Source organism: Rhizobium sp. 1399, assembly GCF_031455475.1.
Lineage (GTDB): Bacteria > Pseudomonadota > Alphaproteobacteria > Rhizobiales > Rhizobiaceae > Rhizobium.
The window spans coordinates 63,122-81,136 of the sequence record NZ_JAVDSU010000004.1; the positions used below are offsets into that span (position 1 = coordinate 63,122).

The 18,015-nt window shown below is 60.6% G+C and carries 17 protein-coding genes and 1 tRNA gene; 6 read left to right on the forward strand and 12 right to left on the reverse strand.

The genetic code is table 11. The features are described from left to right. Positions 1 to 25: 25 nt before the first annotated feature. The 8 genes from J2X71_RS14615 to J2X71_RS14650 all read right to left on the reverse strand — a co-directional run bounded on the left by J2X71_RS14615 (position 26) and on the right by J2X71_RS14650 (position 8,072). Positions 26 to 190 (reverse strand): hypothetical protein, encoded by a 165-nt coding sequence (locus tag J2X71_RS14615; protein WP_310382790.1) that lies wholly within the window; start codon positions 188 to 190, stop codon positions 26 to 28. Positions 191 to 278: 88 nt separating this feature from the next. After that, complete coding sequence (locus tag J2X71_RS14620; protein WP_310382791.1) at positions 279 to 1,112, reverse strand: helix-turn-helix domain-containing protein; 834 nt, start codon at positions 1,110 to 1,112, stop codon at positions 279 to 281. 49 nt (positions 1,113 to 1,161) lie between these two features. Beyond that, positions 1,162 to 1,407 (reverse strand): DUF1127 domain-containing protein, encoded by a 246-nt coding sequence (locus tag J2X71_RS14625; RefSeq protein WP_113324165.1) that lies wholly within the window; start codon positions 1,405 to 1,407, stop codon positions 1,162 to 1,164. A gap of 91 nt (positions 1,408 to 1,498) precedes the next feature. After that, positions 1,499 to 2,296 carry a 5-deoxy-glucuronate isomerase gene (gene iolB, locus J2X71_RS14630; protein ID WP_310382793.1) on the reverse strand — a complete coding sequence of 266 codons (798 nt, stop codon included), beginning with the start codon at positions 2,294 to 2,296 and terminating at the stop codon, positions 1,499 to 1,501. Between the two features lie 16 nt (positions 2,297 to 2,312). Continuing rightward, entirely contained in the window at positions 2,313 to 3,230 is a 918-nt protein-coding gene (gene iolE, locus J2X71_RS14635; protein WP_310382794.1) for a myo-inosose-2 dehydratase, read from the reverse strand. A 66-nt stretch (positions 3,231 to 3,296) separates the two neighbouring features. After that, the gene (gene iolD, locus J2X71_RS14640; RefSeq protein ID WP_310382795.1) at positions 3,297 to 5,147 is read right to left on the reverse strand and encodes a 3D-(3,5/4)-trihydroxycyclohexane-1,2-dione acylhydrolase (decyclizing); all 1,851 of its coding nucleotides are present in this window, start codon (positions 5,145 to 5,147) and stop codon (positions 3,297 to 3,299) included. 24 nt (positions 5,148 to 5,171) lie between these two features. Beyond that, a complete protein-coding gene (gene iolC / locus J2X71_RS14645) occupies positions 5,172 to 7,106 on the reverse strand; it encodes a 5-dehydro-2-deoxygluconokinase (RefSeq protein ID WP_310382796.1) in 1,935 nt (644 codons plus the stop codon). A gap of 93 nt (positions 7,107 to 7,199) precedes the next feature. Beyond that, complete coding sequence (locus J2X71_RS14650; RefSeq protein ID WP_310382797.1) at positions 7,200 to 8,072, reverse strand: MurR/RpiR family transcriptional regulator; 873 nt, start codon at positions 8,070 to 8,072, stop codon at positions 7,200 to 7,202. Between the two features lie 207 nt (positions 8,073 to 8,279). Here J2X71_RS14650 and J2X71_RS14655 point away from each other — a divergent pair, with 207 nt between their 5' ends. The 3 genes from J2X71_RS14655 to J2X71_RS14665 all read left to right on the forward strand — a co-directional run bounded on the left by J2X71_RS14655 (position 8,280) and on the right by J2X71_RS14665 (position 10,930). Continuing rightward, positions 8,280 to 9,395 carry a Gfo/Idh/MocA family oxidoreductase gene (locus tag J2X71_RS14655; protein ID WP_310382798.1) on the forward strand — a complete coding sequence of 372 codons (1,116 nt, stop codon included), beginning with the start codon at positions 8,280 to 8,282 and terminating at the stop codon, positions 9,393 to 9,395. An 86-nt stretch (positions 9,396 to 9,481) separates the two neighbouring features. Next, positions 9,482 to 10,699, forward strand: coding sequence for an FAD-dependent oxidoreductase (locus J2X71_RS14660; protein ID WP_310382799.1), 1,218 nt, complete (start codon positions 9,482 to 9,484; stop codon positions 10,697 to 10,699). A gap of 141 nt (positions 10,700 to 10,840) precedes the next feature. Further along, positions 10,841 to 10,930, forward strand: a tRNA-Ser gene (locus J2X71_RS14665). A 138-nt stretch (positions 10,931 to 11,068) separates the two neighbouring features. On the opposite strand, the gene J2X71_RS14670 is transcribed toward J2X71_RS14665, so the two are convergent. Both J2X71_RS14670 and J2X71_RS14675 read right to left on the reverse strand, forming a co-directional pair. Then, positions 11,069 to 11,401 carry a hypothetical protein gene (locus tag J2X71_RS14670; RefSeq protein ID WP_310382800.1) on the reverse strand — a complete coding sequence of 111 codons (333 nt, stop codon included), beginning with the start codon at positions 11,399 to 11,401 and terminating at the stop codon, positions 11,069 to 11,071. An 88-nt stretch (positions 11,402 to 11,489) separates the two neighbouring features. Then, on the reverse strand, positions 11,490 to 11,894 hold the full coding sequence (locus tag J2X71_RS14675) for a hypothetical protein (protein WP_310382801.1): 405 nt from the start codon (positions 11,892 to 11,894) through the stop codon (positions 11,490 to 11,492). 193 nt (positions 11,895 to 12,087) lie between these two features. On the opposite strand from J2X71_RS14675, the gene J2X71_RS14680 reads away from it, so the two are divergent. Next, positions 12,088 to 13,125 (forward strand): porin, encoded by a 1,038-nt coding sequence (locus J2X71_RS14680; RefSeq protein ID WP_310382802.1) that lies wholly within the window; start codon positions 12,088 to 12,090, stop codon positions 13,123 to 13,125. Positions 13,126 to 13,243: 118 nt separating this feature from the next. Here J2X71_RS14680 and J2X71_RS14685 read toward each other — a convergent pair whose 3' ends face one another. Together J2X71_RS14685 and J2X71_RS14690 are read right to left on the reverse strand one after the other, a co-directional pair. Beyond that, complete coding sequence (locus J2X71_RS14685) at positions 13,244 to 14,137, reverse strand: alpha/beta hydrolase (RefSeq protein WP_310382803.1); 894 nt, start codon at positions 14,135 to 14,137, stop codon at positions 13,244 to 13,246. A gap of 64 nt (positions 14,138 to 14,201) precedes the next feature. Further along, entirely contained in the window at positions 14,202 to 16,280 is a 2,079-nt protein-coding gene (locus J2X71_RS14690; RefSeq protein WP_310382804.1) for a lytic transglycosylase domain-containing protein, read from the reverse strand. A gap of 215 nt (positions 16,281 to 16,495) precedes the next feature. Here J2X71_RS14690 and dapA point away from each other — a divergent pair, with 215 nt between their 5' ends. Then, positions 16,496 to 17,380, forward strand: a complete 885-nt coding sequence (gene dapA / locus J2X71_RS14695) for a 4-hydroxy-tetrahydrodipicolinate synthase (protein WP_113325274.1) — start codon at positions 16,496 to 16,498, stop codon at positions 17,378 to 17,380. A 150-nt stretch (positions 17,381 to 17,530) separates the two neighbouring features. After that, complete coding sequence (gene smpB, locus J2X71_RS14700) at positions 17,531 to 18,010, forward strand: SsrA-binding protein SmpB (protein ID WP_007820124.1); 480 nt, start codon at positions 17,531 to 17,533, stop codon at positions 18,008 to 18,010. The last annotated feature ends 5 nt before the right edge of the window (positions 18,011 to 18,015 follow it).

The window sequence follows — 18,015 nt, forward strand, 5'->3', positions numbered from 1 at the left end:
CGCCTTTTTGGGCGCGGCCTTGTTTTCAATCCTTGGCGGCTGCAGGTGCGGATGCCGTAGCAGCCTCTGCTTCCCCCAGCGCGTGAGCGCATTCCTCGCAGCAGACCTCGACGGTCTTCCCGCCAAGCTTGACGCTGATGGCATCAGGTCCGAGTTCGCAGTCGCAGGCAGCGCATGTGGTCTTCTTCATCTTGTCATCCTCCGGTTGGGTCCCCGTCTGGGGTAGGATCATAAGACCACTGCTGGCCCTTTCGTCGCTGTCGAATTCTTTAGCGACTTTACGCCCGCAGCCGCGTTGCGCGCTGGAACTCTGCCGGCGTCTGGCCATAGGCCTGGCGGAAGGATGAGGTGAAATGGCTGTGGCTGGAAAAGCCGAGATCGAGGCCGAGCGCAGTCAGATCCTCATACTCACCGAGCAGATCGAGCGCACGGGCAAGGCGAAGCCGAAGCTGGTAGCGATAGAGCGGCGTCGCCTCCACCTGCTGGAAGACCTGCGTGAGATAGACAGGCGAAACGCCGACTTCGGTCGCGATTTCCGCCAGCGTCCACCGCCGCGCCAGATCAGCGGAGAGCACGAGCTTTGCCCGGTCGACAAGTTTCTGCCGTCCGGCACTGGCACCCGCCGCATGCGAGGTGCGCTCGCCGAGCGAGCGGCGTACGAGCGTCAGCGCCAGCGTTTCCGCCTCCAATGTCTCGGCAACGTTGCGGCGAAGGCCATGGCGCAGAAGGGCGACAAGCGCCTGCGCGCGCGGATCGACACGCCGGCGCTGGCGTTTGAAGCCGAACAACTCGCCGGCCTGTACCTGATCCCTAGGCGCAAGCTCGGCAAGCAGGGATTCGTCGATAGACAGATCGATGCAGGCGTCGCCGCCATCGACCGGATGGCTGATGCGGTAGCCTTGCCCGACATTGAAGAACAGTACCTGATTGGCTTCCGCCACGGTGTCGTTGCGCCCGACATGGCGCATGAAGACGCCGCGATAGGGATAGACGAGACTGGTCTTGTGCGCGCATTCCTCGTCGCTCTTGTGACGGCATTCGCCATTGCAGACGATGTCACGGATCGTGACGGTCTTCGTCTTCAGGAGCAATGCGGTCGAAAATTGCGACATCGGTCTTTCCGGAATTCGGGCGGCGAGCATCGCCCGCCGCACCAGCCTATCACAATCCTTTGTTGTTCCAGTAGTGGCTTGAGATATGCACGTCGCTTTCGATCTGGCCGCGGGAAAGGCCGATATCTTTGAGCTGATCGTCGGACAGTTCCATGACGGCGCTGCGATTGCGCCGCTCGGCAATCTTGCGCGCCAGCCAGCGCAAACCATCAAGGAGTTTGGCAAGAAGACGGGATTGCCTGATTTCTGTCCGGCGAGTGGTCTGAGAGTAAACGGTAAGGCTTGAGCCGCGCATGGTATTCCTCCATCCATTGCGTTTGAATGGGAGGATTGAACCATTTGCGCGGCCCGCCCGCTGTCAGATTATTTAGCGATCTGCGGCCCGTTCAGGCTTTCAGCAGCCACTCATGTTCCGGCGCATTGTAGAATTTCCAAACGCGCTTCGGCCCGGCCATGACATTGAGATAATAGAGATCATAGCCATGCGTCGCCGCACAGGGATGATACCCCTTCGGCACAAGCGTCACGTCGCCGTCTTCGATGGCCATCGCCTCATCGAGTGAGCGGTCGTCCGTATAGACACGCTGGAAGCCGAAACCCTGCGGCGGATTGAGGCGGTGGTAATAGGTCTCTTCCAGCATGCTCTCATGCGGAAGGTTGTCCTGATCATGCTTGTGCGGCGGATAGGAAGAGGTGTGACCGCCGGGCGTGATGACCTCGACGACGAGCAGCGAATGCGCCGAGCTGTCATCCTCAGGCATGATGTTGTTGACGTGGCGCACATTCGTGCCCTTGCCGCGCGTCACCGGCGGGTGGGTGCCGGGCGGAATGGCCTTCGCCTCATAGGTACCGCCGCCGGGTGCGGAGCACACGGCAAGCTCGAGATCGGTCTCGGCCGTCACCGACCATGTCGATTCCATCGGTATATAGAGAGCGTGCGGCGCGCCGTCGAAGGGGCTCATGCGCTCGCCGAGCGTGCCGAAATCCCTGGTGCCGGCCGAAGCCTTGCCCTTGCCGCTCACCCAGACGAGGCAGACTTCCCGCTCGCCCGTCTCTCCAGCGGTCGTCTCGCCCGGCTTCAGGCGGTACATGTCGAAGCCGACATAGGTCCAGCCGGCGCTTTCGGGCGTCACATGCGTGACGCGGCCGGTCTTGCCTGACGGTTTTACCTTGAGGTTTGGCATTGGTGTTTCTCCTCCGTTATCCCTTCGGGAAACCTTCCGTCTCCACCGTATAACCGGCCGCCGTCATGACGCGCATCAATTCCGCATGGCCGATCTCCGCCATCTTCTGCGGCGGCGCCTTGCGCGGATCCTGCTCGGCCTCGACAACGAACCAGCCCTCATAGCCGTATTCGGCGAACCGCTTGACGATGGCGCCGAAATCGAGCGAGCCGTCGCCCGGCACGGTGAAGGCGCCGAGCGCCACAGCATCGAGGAAGGATTGCTTGCTGCGATCCAGCCCGTCGACGACGGACTTCCGGATGTCCTTCACGTGCACATGGTTGATGCGGGCGTGGTGATTGTCGATGGCACGCAGCACGTCGCCGCCGGCAAAGGCCAGATGGCCGGCATCAAGCAGCAGCGGAATGCCGGCACCCGAATTCTTCATGAAGGCATCGAGTTCCGGCTCGGTCTCGACGACGGCCGCCATGTGGTGGTGATAGGAAAGCGGCATGCCCTGGTCCGCGCACCATTCGCCGAATTCGGTGACGCGGCGCGCATAGGCTTTCATCTCGTCATCTCCAAGACGCGGCTTGGTCGCGAGTGGCTTGGAGCGATCGCCCTGGATCGAGCGACCGACTTCGCCATAGACGATGCAGGGCGCATTGACCGCCTTGAACAGTTCGATCATCGGCGCGATGCGGTCCTTGTTGGTCGCAAGCTCCTCGTTGACCAGCGTACCCGAGAACCAGCCGCCGCAGAGCGTCACATCGGCAGCACGCAGGATGGGCAGCATTTCCTGGGGATTGCTGGGGAACCGGCGACCCTGCTCCATGCCGGTAAACCCGGCAGTGCGGGATTGCCGCAGGCATTCTTCCAGGGACACGTCGTCGCTGAGTTCAGGAAGATCGTCGTTCCACCATGCGATGGGCGACATGCCGAGTTTGGCCTTCATCGATAGTCTCCTTAAAAATAGCGCGGAGGAGCGCTTCCGCTCCTCCAGAAAATGACAGCAATCCGATCAACCGACGCGCTGGGCGGCGCGTGCCTTGACATAGGCCTCATGGGCCTTGTTGACCTCGCCGCGCGGGCTGACTTCCGGCACCGCGACATCCCACCAGTGGCCGCCGGCATCCGTTGTAACAAGCGGGTCGGTGTCGATGACGAAGACCGAGGTACGGTCGTTCTTCTTCGAATCGGCGATCGCCTGTTCCAGCTCGGCGATGGAGGAAACCTTCACCGCAATGGCGCCCATCGCTTCCGCATGCGCGCGGAAATCGATCTCGGGCATTACCTCATGATAGGAGTCCTTCAACAGGTTGTTGAAGTTGGCGCCGCCGGTCGCCATCTGCAGGCGGTTGATGCAGCCATAGCCTCTGTTATCGAGCAGCACGATGTTCAGCTTGAGGCCGAGCATGACCGAGGTCGCAAGCTCGGAGTTCAACATCATGTAGGAACCGTCGCCGACCATGACGACGACGTCCTTTTCCGGGTGCGCCATCTTGGCGCCGAGGCCGCCGGCGATCTCATAGCCCATGCAGGAGAAACCGTATTCCATGTGGTAGCTGCCGGGAACGGTGGCCGGCCACAGTTTGTGCAGCTCGCCCGGAAGGCCGCCGGCCGCGCAAAGCAGCGTCGTCTTCTCGCCGCCGATCGAACGGACAACCGCGCCGATAACCTGCGCATCGGAGGGCAGGGCGGCATTGGTGGCGCCCATCGCTTTGGCGGCAGCCTCCATCCAGACCTTCTTTTCCTTGGTTGCCTTTTCGGCAAGCGCCGTAGGCGCCTTCCAGCCTGAGAGACCGGCCGAGAGTGCCTTCAGTCCCTCGCGCGCATCGGCGACGAGCGGATGGCTGTCATGCTTCAGCGCGTCATAGGCTGCGATGTTCAGGCTGAGCAGTTTGAAGCCTTCATTCTTGAAGAGCGCCCAGGAGCCGGTCGTGAAATCCTGGCAGCGCGTACCGACGGCAATCACCAGGTCGGTTTCCTCGGCAATCGCATTGGCAGCCGATGTGCCTGTCACGCCGACGGAACCGAGCGCCAGAGGATGACGCTCGTCGATCGCCGACTTGCCGGCCTGTGTGACCACGACGGGAACGCCATGCGCTTCCGCAAAGGCTGCAAGCTCCTTGGTCGCCTGCGAATAGAGAACGCCGCCGCCGGCAACGATGACGGGCTTCTGCGAGGCCTTGATCAGCGCAATCGCATTGGCAAGCTCGTCGGCATCCGGCTGCGGACGACGCACCGTCCAGACCTTTTCCTCAAACAGGCTCTCCGGATAGTCGAAGGCTTCCGCCTGAACGTCCTGGCAGAGCGACAGCGTCACCGGGCCGCAATCGAGCGGATCGGTGAGCACCTGCATGGCGCGCTTCAGCGCCGTGATGATCTGCTCCGGCCGGGTGATACGATCGAAATAGCGCGAGACCGGGCGGAAGGCATCATTGGCCGAAACCGTGCCGTCGCCGAAATCCTCGATCTGCTGCAGCACCGGATCGGGCGCGCGATTGGCGAAGATATCGCCGGGCAGGAGGAGGACCGGGATGCGGTTGACATGCGCCACACCGGCCGCCGTCACCATGTTCAGCGCGCCGGGGCCGATGGAGGTCGTGCAGGCCATGAAGCGCTGGCGGAAGCTCGCCTTGGCATAGGCGATCGCAGCATGCGCCATGCCCTGTTCGTTGTGGGCGCGATAGGTCGGCAGTTCCTGGCGCACCTGGTAGAGCGCTTCACCCATGCCGGCGACATTGCCGTGGCCGAAGATTGCCCAGACGCCGCCGAAGATCGGCACTTTCTTACCATCGACGATGGTCATCTGTGCTTTAAGGAAATGCGCGACGGCCTGCGCCATCGTCAATCTTACCGTCTTGCCCATCAGGCGCCTCCCAAATTCACTCTCTTAATTGAGGCCACGCGTTTTCAGCCATGCCTCTGTCAATTGTTTGAAGCGGCCTGCCATATCGCCGATCGCTTGCTCGTCGTTGATCTTGCCCGAAAGCCATCCGCGCGCGGCATCGGCAAAGATCGTGCGGCCAACCGCAAAGCCCTTGACTGAGGGCGCAGCCAGTGTCGCCTCGAAACCCTTCACCAGTTCGTCGGCGGGAGCTTCGAGCCCCAGCAGCACGATACCGCGGCACCATGGATCATTTTTGGCAATCACTGCATCGATCTTCTTCCAGGCGCCGGTTGAGGCCTGCGGCTCCAGCTTCCACCAGTCCGGCTTGATGCCGAGCGCATAGAGTTCCTCCAGCGCCGTCGAGACCGTATCGTCGGTCAGCGGCCCGTTCTTGCTGGAGATGATCTCCACCAGCAGTTCGCGACCGACCTTGCGCGCGGCTTCGAAGAGCGTGCGCAGCTTCTCCTGCTGCTCGCTCTTCAGCGCTGCCGGATCGTCGGGATGGTAGAAGCACAGGCACTTGATGCAATGGTCGAGCGGCCATTCCACCAGTTGCGAGCCGATATCCTGGCTGAACTCGAAGCGTAGCGGCTTGGAGCCCGGAAGCTCGACCGGCCGGCCGATCCAGGTGAAATTCTTCTTGGCGGCATCGAAGAAGGCATCGCGTCCGAAGCGCTCGTCGATCAGCATGCCATAGCCCTGCCGCCCACCTGCGACGCGGGAGGCTGCTTCCACCGCCAGCCGCTTGAAGGCGACGATCTGCTTGTAGTCGACGCCGAGCTCGTCGCAGACACTGGTCAATTGCGAACGGTGATCGATGGCGAGCGCCATCAGAAGCGGGATTGCGCCCTTGCGGGTGGAGGCCCAGTGAATGTGGTTGATCGCCTCGTCTTTGCGCAGCGCGCGGTGTTTACTGCCGTTCTTCAGGAAGAAGTCGAGCTCGGCCCAGGTCGGATATTCCGGCGAGCAGAGCAGGCGGGAAACTGCAAAGGCGCCGCAGGCGTTCGCCCATGTGGCACAGGTCTTCAGCGGCTCATCCTTCAGCCAGCCGCGCAGCAGGCCGGACATGAAGGCATCGCCCGCGCCGAGCACGTTGAACACCTCGATCGGGAAACCCTGGCCGACAATGCCGTCTTCCAGATTGTCGCTGATCGGGCCGTCATAGACGATGCAGCCCATGGCGCCACGCTTCAGAACGATGGTCGCAGGCGAAAGGCGACGAATTTCTTTCAGTGCGCCGAGTACGTCATCGGCACCCGATGCAATCAGGATTTCCTCTTCCGTGCCGACGATCAGGTCGCAATCCGGCAACGTCTCTTTCATCTTCGAGGAGACGCGGTCAGACTTCACATAACGCTCGAAGCCTTCGGCATGGCCGGCAAGGCCCCAGAGATTCGGTCGGTAGTCGATATCGAAAATCACCTTGCGGCCGTTGGCCTTGGCAATGCGGATCGCCTTGCGCTGCGCGGCCTCAGTATTGGGCCGGGAGAAATGTGTGCCGGAGACGAGCACGGCGCGCGAGGACTTGATGAAATCCTCATCGATATCCGCTTCGTCGAGCGCCATGTCGGCGCAGTCGGAACGATAGAAGATCATCGGCGAGACGCCCTCAGCCTCTACCGCCAGCAGCACCAGCGCCGTCAGCCGATCCTTGTCGGTCTTTATGCCCTTGGTCTCGACACCTTCGCGCGCCGACTGTTCGATGATGAAGCGCCCCATCTGCTCGTCGCCGACGCGGGTGATCAGCGCCGATTTCAGCCCGAGCCGCGCCGTGCCGATGGCGATATTGGCCGGGCAACCGCCGACGGACTTGGCAAACGAGCCGATATCTTCCAGCCGCGAACCGATCTGCTGGCCGTAGAGATCGACGGAAGAACGGCCGATGGTGATCACGTCGAGTGTCGGCTCCGGCTGTGAGCCCGGATTCGATTGTACCATGATGTCCTCCCGCTAGATTTTTACGCGGCCTGAAACGCCCGCGAATTTTGAATAATGAAACATCGGTTCCGTCTCTTTGTCAATTCGGAATGTTTATTCCATTTTTGCCTTTACGGGTTTTGAATGCTGCAGTTTGCGTCGCCGCTCGGCGATGGCGACCGGCAGCGCCATGGTGAGCGCCATTGAGGCCGAGAGCGAGCGAAAACCGCCGAAATCAGCCTCCGCTACCTCGAACCAATGTGTGGCGCAGGCCGCCAGCGGCGAAAAGGCCGAATCGGTGATCGCAATAACAGGCACGCCGCGATCGGCAAGTTCCTGGCTCTGGGTGAGGCTGTCGGCGGCATAGGGCGAAAAGCTTGCCGCAATCGCCGCATCGCGCGGCGTGGCGAATTGCACCATCTCCGGATCGACGCCGTTCGGTGAGGCAACGATCTGATGGCGGATGTTCAGCTTGGAAAAGGCATAGGTCATATGCGCCGTCAGCGGATAGGAGCGCCGCTTGGCGATAAGATAAATGGTCTCCGCCGCCGCCAGGATATCGACGGCCTTGGCAAAAGTGTCCGTCTGCACCGTCGCCGCAAGCCGGTTCACGGACTGGCTGGCCGCCGAAATGAAGCCGGAAAGCAAGGTTGCATCCTCGTCATCCCCGCCGGACTGTTCCAGCGTGACAAGGCGTTCCTCATAGCTCAGCGTCCGGTCGCGCAACCGCTCGCGAAAAATGCTCTGGAGATCGGAGAAGCCCTCATAGCCGAGGTGATGGGCGAGGCGCACCAGCGTGGACGGCTGTACATCGGAGGCCGCGGCAATGCTCGCCGTCGTGCCGAAGGCGATCTCGTCGGGATTGCCGAGTGCAAAGGCGGCGACCTGTGCCAACCGTTTCGGCATGCTCGCCTTCCGCTCGATGATCGTACTGCGCAGGCTTTCGAAATCGCGCGGCACACGCGCTCTTTGGGGGTCACTATCCATGCTGACAGCTCAGAAGATGAAACAAACATTCCATATTTCGGAGCATAAACGATTTCCGCGAAGCCGCCTAATTGTTTTTAATAGGCTGAAAATGAAGGGTTTTAGACAGTCTTCGACAAGGTGAGGCGAAATGATGCATCAGGACGTGCTTGTCAAAATGGTCCAAATATTCCAAAAATTCTTCGGATTTGAGGAGGAGACCCTGACATGAAGCCACTCGGCATAGGTTTGATCGGCACCGGTTATATGGGCAAGTGCCACGCACTGGCATGGAATGCGGTGAAAACGGTCTTCGGCGATGTCGAGCGCCCGCGCCTCGTGCATCTTGCAGAGGCGAATGCAGGGCTCGCAAGCGCCCGCGCTGGCGAATTCGGCTTCGAGAAGGCAACGGCCGACTGGCGGGCGCTGATTGCCGATCCTGAAGTGGATGTCGTTTCCGTCACCACACCCAACCAGTTCCATGCCGAAATGGCGATCGCCGCCCTTCAGGCCGGCAAACATGTCTGGTGTGAAAAGCCGATGGCGCCTGCTTATGCCGATGCCGAGCGTATGCTTCAGATCGCCAGGCAGTCCGGCAAGGTCGCTGTACTCGGCTATAATTATATCCAGAACCCGATCATGCGGCATATCAAGACGCTGATCGGCGAAGGCGCGATCGGCTCCGTCAATCATATCCGCGTCGAAATGGACGAGGATTTCATGGCCGATCCTGACGTCCTCTTCTATTGGAAGAGCGAGCTGTCGGCCGGTTACGGCGCACTCGACGATTTCGCCGTCCATCCGCTGTCGCTGCTCTGGTATCTCTTCGGCCATGTCGAGGCCGTCACCACGGATATGGTCAAACCCTATGCTGACCGCCCTCTGAAGGAAGGCGGCCGCCGCGCGGTCGAGAATCACGACGCGGCCAATGTGCTGATGCGTCTTGGCGGCGGCATTTCGGCCGTGCTGATGGCAAACCGGGCCGCCTGGGGCCGCAAGGGCCGTATCGCGCTGCAGATCTACGGCTCGAAAGGTTCGATCCTCTACGATCAGGAGCGCATGAACGAATTCGAGCTCTATCAGGCCGAAGGCCGAGGCTCCGAGCAGGGCTTCCGCAAGATACTGGCAGCACCCGCCCATCAGCCCTACGATCGCTTCATTCCGGCGCCCGGCCACGGCCTCGGCTTCAACGATCTCAAGATCATCGAATGCCGCGAGCTGATCCGCGCGATTTCCGGAGAGCCGGCGTCGATCGTGACATTCGAAGACGGTCTCAGGATAGAGAAGTCGGTTCACGCCATGGCACAGTCCTTCCATGAGCGCCGCTGGATCGAGATCGGCTGAGGCAAAACCCTCGCTTCCGTTGACGGCGTTTGGGGCAGGGGATAGGCCTTGTCCCTGTGGAAGAGCTGATATTCGGGAGTGACATCGTGACGGATAGACTGGTGATCATCGGCGCGGGGCAGGCAGGCTTCGCATTGGCAGCCAAGCTGCGTGCGCTGAAGGATGCGCGTCCGATCACGCTGATCGGCGCCGAAGACGTGCTTCCTTACCAGCGCCCGCCGCTGTCGAAGAAGTATCTGCTCGGTGAGATGGCCTTCGACCGCCTGCTGTTCCGTCCCGAGCATTGGTACCCTGACAATAATGTCGAGATCCGTCTCTCGACCTGGGCCGAGCAGATCAAGCGCGACACGAAACAGGTCCTGCTGCAGGATGGCTCCGTTCTCGACTATGGCACACTGGCGCTTGTGACGGGCTCCACGCCCCGCCGCCTACCGGCGGCGATCGGCGGCGATCTGGAAAGCGTCTATGTCGCCCGCGACAAGCGCGACGCCGACCTACTGGCAGGGGAAATGCGACCCGGCCGCCGTGTGCTCATCATCGGCGGCGGTTATATCGGCCTCGAGGCCGCAGCCGTCGCTCGCCATCTCGGCCTGGAGGTGACCGTCATCGAAATGGCCGACCGGATCCTGCAGCGCGTCGCTGCCAGGGAAACCGCCGACATCATGCGCGCGATCCATAAGAGCCATGATGTGTCGATTCGTGAAAAGACCGGCCTGAAGCATCTGATCGGCAAGGATGGTCGCGTGACCGGCGCCGAACTCTCTGATGGCAGCACCATCGACGTGGATTTCGTCATCGTCGGCATCGGCGTCGTGCCGAACGACCTTCTGGCGAAAGAGGCAGGGCTTGAAGTCGGCAATGGAATCATCGTCGACGAATTCGCCCGTACGTCCGACCCGTCGATCTTTGCGGCCGGCGATTGCGCGAGCCTGCCCTGGCAGGGCGGCCGCATCCGGCTCGAATCGGTGCAGAACGCCGTCGATCAGGCGGACGCCGCCGCAGCGGTCATCGCCGGCGGCAACGAACCCTATGACCCGAAACCCTGGTTCTGGTCGGATCAGTATGATGTGAAGCTGCAGATTGCCGGCTTCAATATGGGCTATGATGACACGCTGCTGCGCCCCGGTGCCCGCGAAGGAGCGAACTCCGTCTGGTATTTCCGCGAGGGCAGGCTGATTGCCGTCGACGCCATCAATGATGCAAAGGCCTATGTGACGGGCAAGAAGATGCTGGAATCAGGCGTCAACCCCGATCGGGCAATCCTGGCCGATCCTGCGGCCGATCTAAAGCAATTGCTGGGCTGAGGTGAGCCGGGCTCGCCCGGCTCTGCAGGCAGTTTCAGTTTTGAACTGTCGCCGTCGCGTTTGCCGCCTAAATAAAGGACGTGTGAAAACTGCAAAAAAAGCTTGATCGTACCGGTGAATACCCATATCAGGGCTCCCACCGGAGAGGTGGCCGAGTGGTCGAAGGCGCTCCCCTGCTAAGGGAGTATACCCGAGAGGGTATCGTGGGTTCGAATCCCATCTTCTCCGCCATCTATTTTTTGTTAAATGAAATCAGATAGATGGCAGCAGGGGCAATCCAGCCACAACGCGATTTTCGCTTGCCTTAATCGGGCTGGGCGACGGCCGTTGAATGCCGCGCCCTGCGATATGGCGGACAAGTGTCGCCGGCTAGAAACGAAAATACAAAGTCACTCCTGACCGCGGACGGTAGCCGTAATAATCGCGGTAGCCGTAATAATCGCGATCGTAATACCGCGGGTATCTATAACCGTAGCGCGGATATCCGTAGCATCTGCCATAATATCCGCAGGAACGGTAGGCGTACCGGTGGTTCCGGTAGCGATCCGCACGCCAATTCCGATGGCTCCGATGTCTGACCTGCTCGACATTGCCGATCTGCACTTGCTCTGCTCTCGGCACGAAGATCGGAGCCGCGTTTAGCGGTGGGGCGAAAGATGCAGCCAGGACGACGGCTGCGAGTGCTGATAATAGCTTTCTCATCGACGTATCCTCTCAGGTTTTCAGCTTGAGCCCCCAGGCGTGAACCTCCGATGAACGGCTTCATCGATCGAGCGGCCTGGAATCGCCGTCAGCCGGCCACAGTGTTGGAGGTCCATTTTCCGTCATTGATAGTGCTATGGCCTTTTGCGCGCGGCTTCTCGTTTCCGCTGTCTATTTTCTCCGCTCGAAATTCTCCCTGTCGTATGCCCTCGTTCCGGAATCGCGATGGTCGCCGGGCGAATCGCATACGGAAATCAATCGCCTCTCGTCGGCTAAAGCTGAAATCGGTTTCGATTTTCGCATTGGCGAGCTTCACCTGTCGTTGGCCGGTTATCTCAAAAAAGCCGAATCTGGCAGAAGAATGGTGCCGATTTGGCACAGCGGGCTGCGCTGCCTTCTTGTAAAGCCCAATAAATACCGAGAAAATAAGCACTTTCTTAATAAAGCCTAAACAAGCGGCGACCCCGTTGCCCAACTTGTGGCCTTTCAGCAACAGGGTTTCGGTAAGGCTTTCGTAAACCCCTCCCGAACACAAGTTGGTGATTGCGTGACAGCTTTCGTCTTGTATTTTCACTCTCGGAAGCAAGGGCTTGACCGCCCGACTTCTTCAAACACCGGAGATGGGGCAGGGAAACGCTGTCCAGGCGTGATCCTATCTCCGATCGAAACTTGAATTGGAGGTCATTATGAACATCAAGAGCCTTCTTCTCGGCTCCGCTGCTGCTATGGCAGTAGTATCCGGCGCTCAGGCAGCTGACGCAATCGTTGCTGCCGAGCCGGAACCGGTTGAATACGTTCGCGTCTGCGACGCCTACGGCACCGGCTACTTCTACATCCCGGGCACGGAAACCTGCCTGAAGATCAACGGTTACATCCGTTTCCAGGTTAACGTCGGCCCGAACGCTGGCGGCGACAAAACCACCAACGACTCCAGCTGGGATGCTGTAACCCGCGGTCAGCTTCAGTTCACTGCCAAGAGCGACACCGAGTACGGCCCGCTCACCGGCGTGATCGTTCTCCAGACCAATGCGGACAATGCTTCGTCGCAGGTTTCTAAGCTTGACTCCGCTTACCTCGACATTGCCGGCTTCCGCGCTGGTCTCTTCTACTCCTGGTGGGACGATGGTCTCTCCGGCGAAACGGACGATATCGGTTCTGTCGTAACGCTGCATAACTCGCTCCGTTATCAGTACGAAACCGGCTCCTTCTACGCTGGTCTCAGCGTCGACGAACTGGAAGACGGCGTCTTTCAGCCTGGCGAAGTTCCGAACAATGTCGGCGTTGCTTTCGGCCTCGGCGGCAAGGCTGGCGCCTTCACCTACCAGGTCACCGGCGGCTGGGACTTCGACAACGAAGACGGCGCTATCCGCGCTATGGGTACGGCTGAACTCGGCCCGGGCACGCTCGGCCTCGCAGCTGTCTACTCCAGCGGCCCGAACTCCTACTACTCGTCTGCTGAATGGGCAGTTGCTGCCGAATACGCCATCAAGGCAACGGACAAGCTGAAGATCACTCCGGCTGTTCAGTACTACGGCAACTACTTCGGCGGCAGCAAGGCTGTTCCGGATGACTTCGACGGTCTCGGTGATGCCTGGAAGGTCGGTCTGACGGTTGACTACCAGATCGTTGACAACTTTTACGCCAAGGCTTCGGTACAGTGGCTGGATCCGGAAGATAAAGACGACGTCACGACCGGTTACTTCCGTCTGCAGCGCTCGTTCTAATTCGAGTTGACTTCGGTCATAGAGAAGCCCGGCTTTTGAGCCGGGCTTTTTTGTTAAATACCACCTTCGAAGTGGCGGGTGGTGTTTTGATGTCGGCGCTAGGCGGCATCACGAAAGCTCAGCTCAGCCTGCCGATAAATATCCTGATCGCCTCCGGAATGTCTCCTAGATGCAGAAGCGGCGCGTGACCTTGGCCTTTCGCCGTGATCGGCGCCATATCAGGATGCCGCTTCGCCATCTCGTCTGTCGTCCGCCGCGATAGCAGATTGGAATTTTCTCCTCTAATCACCAACAGCGACATGGAGCCCAGGCTCTCGAATTGCGGCCAGAGGTCGGGCAGGGAATTGTTGAAATCGATTGTTTTCGACTGCTCGGCAATCGCCGGGTCATAATCGGCGACAGGTATGCCATTCTGTTCCCGATAGATGGCGTGCGCCATGCCCTCCCAGTCGGTGAGACTGAGTGCGGTAAAGGCAGCACCATGATTCTCCCTGAGGATATCGACCGCCTCACTCCAGCTTTGAGGTTTGCGGTCACGGTTGAGATAGTCCCTGATCGCCATCAGCCCGGCGGGCTCGATGACCGGGCCGATATCGTTGAGGATGACGCCTGCAAGCAGCTCCGGCTTTATTCCCGCCATCAGATGCAGAATCAGCCCGCCGCGCGAGGTCCCAACGAAGATTGCGCGGTCGATGCCGAACGCAGCGCAGCCGGCAATCACATCGCCGCATTCGACAGCGAGATTGTAATTCGCCTTGTTATCATCCCGATCAGACAGGCCACGTCCGCGATAGTCCAATGCCATGACACGCCGTGGGAAAGCTGCGTCGCGCGACAGAATCAATGCGAGTTCGTGGAAATCGCGGGCATTGCGCGTAAGGCCCGGCAGGCAGACGACCGGCAACCGGTCGGTATCTCCGCCGGTCGGCTGGTAGTTACGGGCGTAAAGCCTCAGCCCATCGGTTGATCCATAGAATTTTTCGGTAAACCCGTTCGTGACTGCGTCAGCCATGACATCTCCATCCCGTCTGCCAAAACGAGATGTAGCGTGCTTTCGGCAAGTCTGCCAATCGGCCTCAGGTCGCGCTGCGGCCCCCGATGAGGTCGCGCTCGATGTCAGGTGTCTGCCCGAGGCGAGCCTTGTAGACCTCGTAATTCTCCATCACCCGCTGCACGTAGTTGCGTGTTTCGGGGAAGGGGATGCGCTCGATCCAGTCAACGATTTCGTCAACCGGCTTGCCGCGCGGATCGCCATAGCGGCCGATCCATTCGGGCACACGCTTCGGTCCGGCATTATAGGCGATGAAAGTCAGGATATAGGAGCCGCCGAAGGCTTGGATCTGTTCGCCGAGGTAATGCGCGCCGAGCGTTGCGTTGTAGCCGGCATCAGCCGTCAGCTTGTCCTTGGAATAGGTGATGTTGTTCCGCTTGGCGACGGCCTGGGCCGTGCCCGGCAGGAGCTGCAGCAGGCCACGGGCATTGGCGGCGGAAACCGCGACCGGATTGAAGGCGCTTTCCTGTCGGGCGATCGCATAGGCGAGCGCCTTGCCGGAGCCGGATATATTGGCGTTGGCGGGAATGACGCCAACCGGAAAGGCCAGCGCCGCGACATCGATACCGCGCCCATAGGCGATCTTGCCGATCTGCAGCGAAAGATGATGGTCGCCCGCCTGCTCGGCCTTGGCCGTCAGGATTGCGAGCTCGCCGGGGCTCTGGAGCTGGTCGGCAAGTGCCAGATAGAGAGCTGCTGCGCGCCAGCCATGACCTGCTGCCTCCAGCCGTCCGATCGCCTGCACGGCCTCGCGCTGCTGGAGATTCTGGCGGTCGCCAGCCGTCGGTGACGGATAAGTCACGTTAAGCGTCTTTCGTCCAAGCCTCTCGGCGGCGAGTTGGCCGTAGAAAGTGCCCGGAAAATTCGCCGCCTTGGCGAAGAATTCGCTGGCCTTGCCCGGTCCGCCGGCTTCCGCAGAACGCCCGAGCCAATACCAGGCGCGGGAAACGGAGAGCGGGCCGTTCGAAACCTGCAGGATCTTGCGGAAATGCGTCTCGGCCGTCGTCGGGTCCTGTAGTCCGCGCAGCGCATACCAGCCGGCATGGAATTGTGCTTCGACGATATCCGTCGGCACCGTTGCAACGGAGGCGGCAACGATCTGATAGGCTGCCTTGAACTGTCCCTGATCGACGAGGCCGCGGCTGATGATCCGCTGCTCGTTCCACCATTCGCCCGAGTTCATCAGCTCGGTTCGGTCGCGCGGTATCTGCTGCAGCAGCGTGGCGGCGTCGAGATACTTGTCCTGCTTGCGCAGATATTCGATGCGCGCGAAGAGAAAGCCCGGATCGCTGCGCCATTTCGCATCGATCGCATTCAGCAATGCGCCGGCATTGCCAGCATTGTTGTCGACGGCAGCCCAGGCCTTGTAGAGCGATTGCGCCTGGCCCATGTCGCCGAAGCGCTTGGCCTGTGCCACGCGGCCGCGATACATCAGGTAGTCCATCCGCGTCTTGTGGTCGGCGGCGGTCAGCAGGCCGGCAAATTCGGCCAGGACCCTGTCTTCGGTTGCCTTGTCGAGCGCCTGTCCGCGCCAGATCTTGCCGATATATTTCGCCGCCTGCGCAGACTTGCCGGTTGCTACGAGCGCGCGCGACATAATGATCGCGCCCTGCCACGTCTCGGGCGCCGTATCGCCGAAGGCGTTCAGCACGGCGGCAGGGGCTGGGTTCTCGTCGTAGAGCGCACGCTCGGAATTGCCGCGTAGACGTTCCAGACCTGGCCAGCCATTCAGCTCGTCCGAAGCACTGGCGATCTCATAGGAGGGAACGCCTTTCAGGCCGGAAGTGGCGATTGCCCAGGTCAGGATATGGCGGTCGAGTGTACCTGCCGCCATCGTATTGCGGATGGCAAGCGCCTGTTGCGGATCCTTGTTGGAGAGCGCATCGAGGCCAGCCTTCAGATCGCTGTTGACGGGGGCGATCGCCGCATTGCGCGGAATGGACCCGGTTGTAATCGCCTCGGGGAAAGACGCGGTTTCCGGCACGAAACCCAGCGGCTTGACGGCCGGCGCAGGGGCGCCCTCGCCGGGGAGCGGCGATGCAACGCTGCCCCATGCCGCGGCGACCAGGCCGAAGACGGACAGGATCAGAACGGCTCTCTTCATCCGGATTACTCGCAACGAAACCATGCCCCTCCATTTGGCTGGAGGCATCTTAATGAAACCTTACCGTCTCGGGTAAAATTCATTCACATTTGCTATCGGAATTTGCCCTAACCGACCTATGCGCGCTTGTCGCAGCCTTTTTGCCGCTCTATGGTGCGCAACTCTTATTCATGGAATGCGGCTGAACCAAGGATATCGGCCGTGAGGAGCTTTGCATGTTCAATGGGTCCATCCCCGCGCTCGTAACCCCCTTCACCGATGCCGGCCTGATCGACGAAGACAGCTTCGCCGCCCATGTCGCCTGGCAGATCGGGGAGGGCAGCAGCGGCCTTGTTCCGGTCGGCACGACCGGTGAGTCGCCGACGCTGTCGCATGCCGAGCACAAACGTGTGGTGGAGCTCTGCATCGAAGTTGCCGGCAAACGCGTGCCCGTCATGGCCGGCGCCGGCTCGAACAATACGCGCGAAGCGATCGAACTTGCCCAGCATGCCGAGAAGGTCGGGGCGGACGCCGTTCTGGTCGTCACGCCCTATTACAACAAGCCGACGCAAAAGGGCCTGATCGCTCACTATTCGGCGATCGCCGAGGCCGTGAAGCTGCCGATCTATATCTACAACATCCCCGGCCGTTCGGTCGTCGACATGACGCCGGAGACGATGGGCGCGCTTGCCAAGGCGCACAAGAACATCGTCGGCGTCAAGGATGCGACCGGCAAGATCGAGCGTGTCTCCGAGCAGCGCATCACCTGCGGCAAGGAGTTCCAGCAGCTTTCCGGCGAGGACGCGACGGCTCTCGGCTTCAACGCCCATGGCGGCGTTGGCTGCATCTCGGTGACGGCCAACATCGCGCCGCGCCTTTGTGCCGAGTTCCAGGCAGCGACGACCGCAGGAAATTACGCCAAGGCGCTGGAGCTGCAGGACCGGCTGATGCCGCTGCACAAGGCAGTCTTCATGGAACCCGGCGTCTGTGGCGCGAAATACGGCCTCGCAAAGCTCGGCCGCATGAGCCGCACCGTGCGCTCGCCGCTAATGTCCTCGCTGGAGCCCTCGACGGAAACGGCGATCGACGCCGCTATGCGTCACGCCGGCCTGCTGAACTAAAGCATGTCGCGCAAACTGTGCGGCGGTTTTGCGATAACGAAATGCCTTAAGCGTAAACCCGGCCCGTCTTCACAAGACCGGGCCGTTCTCCTACATAGATGACAGGAAATGAGGGCGCGGCATTCGCGCCCCTCTAATGGAATTATCGTCATGGCCCCCAAAGGCAGCCAGCGTATCGTGAAGAAGGTCGTCGCGGAAAACCGCAAGGCCCGCTTCAACTACGAGATCATCGATACCTATGAGGCGGGCTTGGTGCTGATGGGCACCGAGGTCAAGTCATTGCGCGAAGGCAAGGCCAATATCGCCGAATCCTACGCTTCCGATGAGGATGGTGAGATCTGGCTGATCAATTCCTATCTGCCGGAATATCTGCAGGCGAACCGCTTCAACCATGAGCCGCGTCGCCGCCGCAAGCTGCTTTTGTCCGGGCGTGAGATTAACCGTTTGCGCGCGGGCATCAATCGCGAAGGCATGACACTGATCCCGATGAAGATCTACTTCAACGATCAGGGCCGCGCCAAGATCGAGCTGGCGCTCGCGAAGGGCAAGAAGCTTCACGACAAGCGCGAATCCGAGAAGGAGCGCGATTGGAACAGGCAGAAGAGCCGTCTGTTGAAAGACAACGGCTGACTCTT

Bases quoted from the DNA above. Each gene is read 5' to 3' on its own strand.
- J2X71_RS14670 (WP_310382800.1), bottom strand. From the start codon at position 11,401: ATGAGAAAGCTATTATCAGCACTCGCAGCCGTCGTCCTGGCTGCATCT.
- J2X71_RS14690 (WP_310382804.1), bottom strand. From the start codon at position 16,280: ATGAAGAGAGCCGTTCTGATCCTGTCCGTCTTCGGCCTGGTCGCCGCG.
- J2X71_RS14625 (WP_113324165.1), bottom strand. From the start codon at position 1,407: ATGCGCGGCTCAAGCCTTACCGTTTACTCTCAGACCACTCGCCGGACA.
- iolB (WP_310382793.1), bottom strand. From the start codon at position 2,296: ATGCCAAACCTCAAGGTAAAACCGTCAGGCAAGACCGGCCGCGTCACG.
- smpB (WP_007820124.1), top strand. From the start codon at position 17,531: ATGGCCCCCAAAGGCAGCCAGCGTATCGTGAAGAAGGTCGTCGCGGAA.
- iolD (WP_310382795.1), bottom strand. From the start codon at position 5,147: ATGGGCAAGACGGTAAGATTGACGATGGCGCAGGCCGTCGCGCATTTC.
- J2X71_RS14650 (WP_310382797.1), bottom strand. From the start codon at position 8,072: ATGGATAGTGACCCCCAAAGAGCGCGTGTGCCGCGCGATTTCGAAAGC.
- J2X71_RS14615 (WP_310382790.1), bottom strand. From the start codon at position 190: ATGAAGAAGACCACATGCGCTGCCTGCGACTGCGAACTCGGACCTGAT.
- J2X71_RS14685 (WP_310382803.1), bottom strand. From the start codon at position 14,137: ATGGCTGACGCAGTCACGAACGGGTTTACCGAAAAATTCTATGGATCA.
- J2X71_RS14620 (WP_310382791.1), bottom strand. From the start codon at position 1,112: ATGTCGCAATTTTCGACCGCATTGCTCCTGAAGACGAAGACCGTCACG.
- iolE (WP_310382794.1), bottom strand. From the start codon at position 3,230: ATGAAGGCCAAACTCGGCATGTCGCCCATCGCATGGTGGAACGACGAT.
- J2X71_RS14655 (WP_310382798.1), top strand. From the start codon at position 8,280: ATGAAGCCACTCGGCATAGGTTTGATCGGCACCGGTTATATGGGCAAG.
- dapA (WP_113325274.1), top strand. From the start codon at position 16,496: ATGTTCAATGGGTCCATCCCCGCGCTCGTAACCCCCTTCACCGATGCC.
- iolC (WP_310382796.1), bottom strand. From the start codon at position 7,106: ATGGTACAATCGAATCCGGGCTCACAGCCGGAGCCGACACTCGACGTG.
- J2X71_RS14680 (WP_310382802.1), top strand. From the start codon at position 12,088: ATGAACATCAAGAGCCTTCTTCTCGGCTCCGCTGCTGCTATGGCAGTA.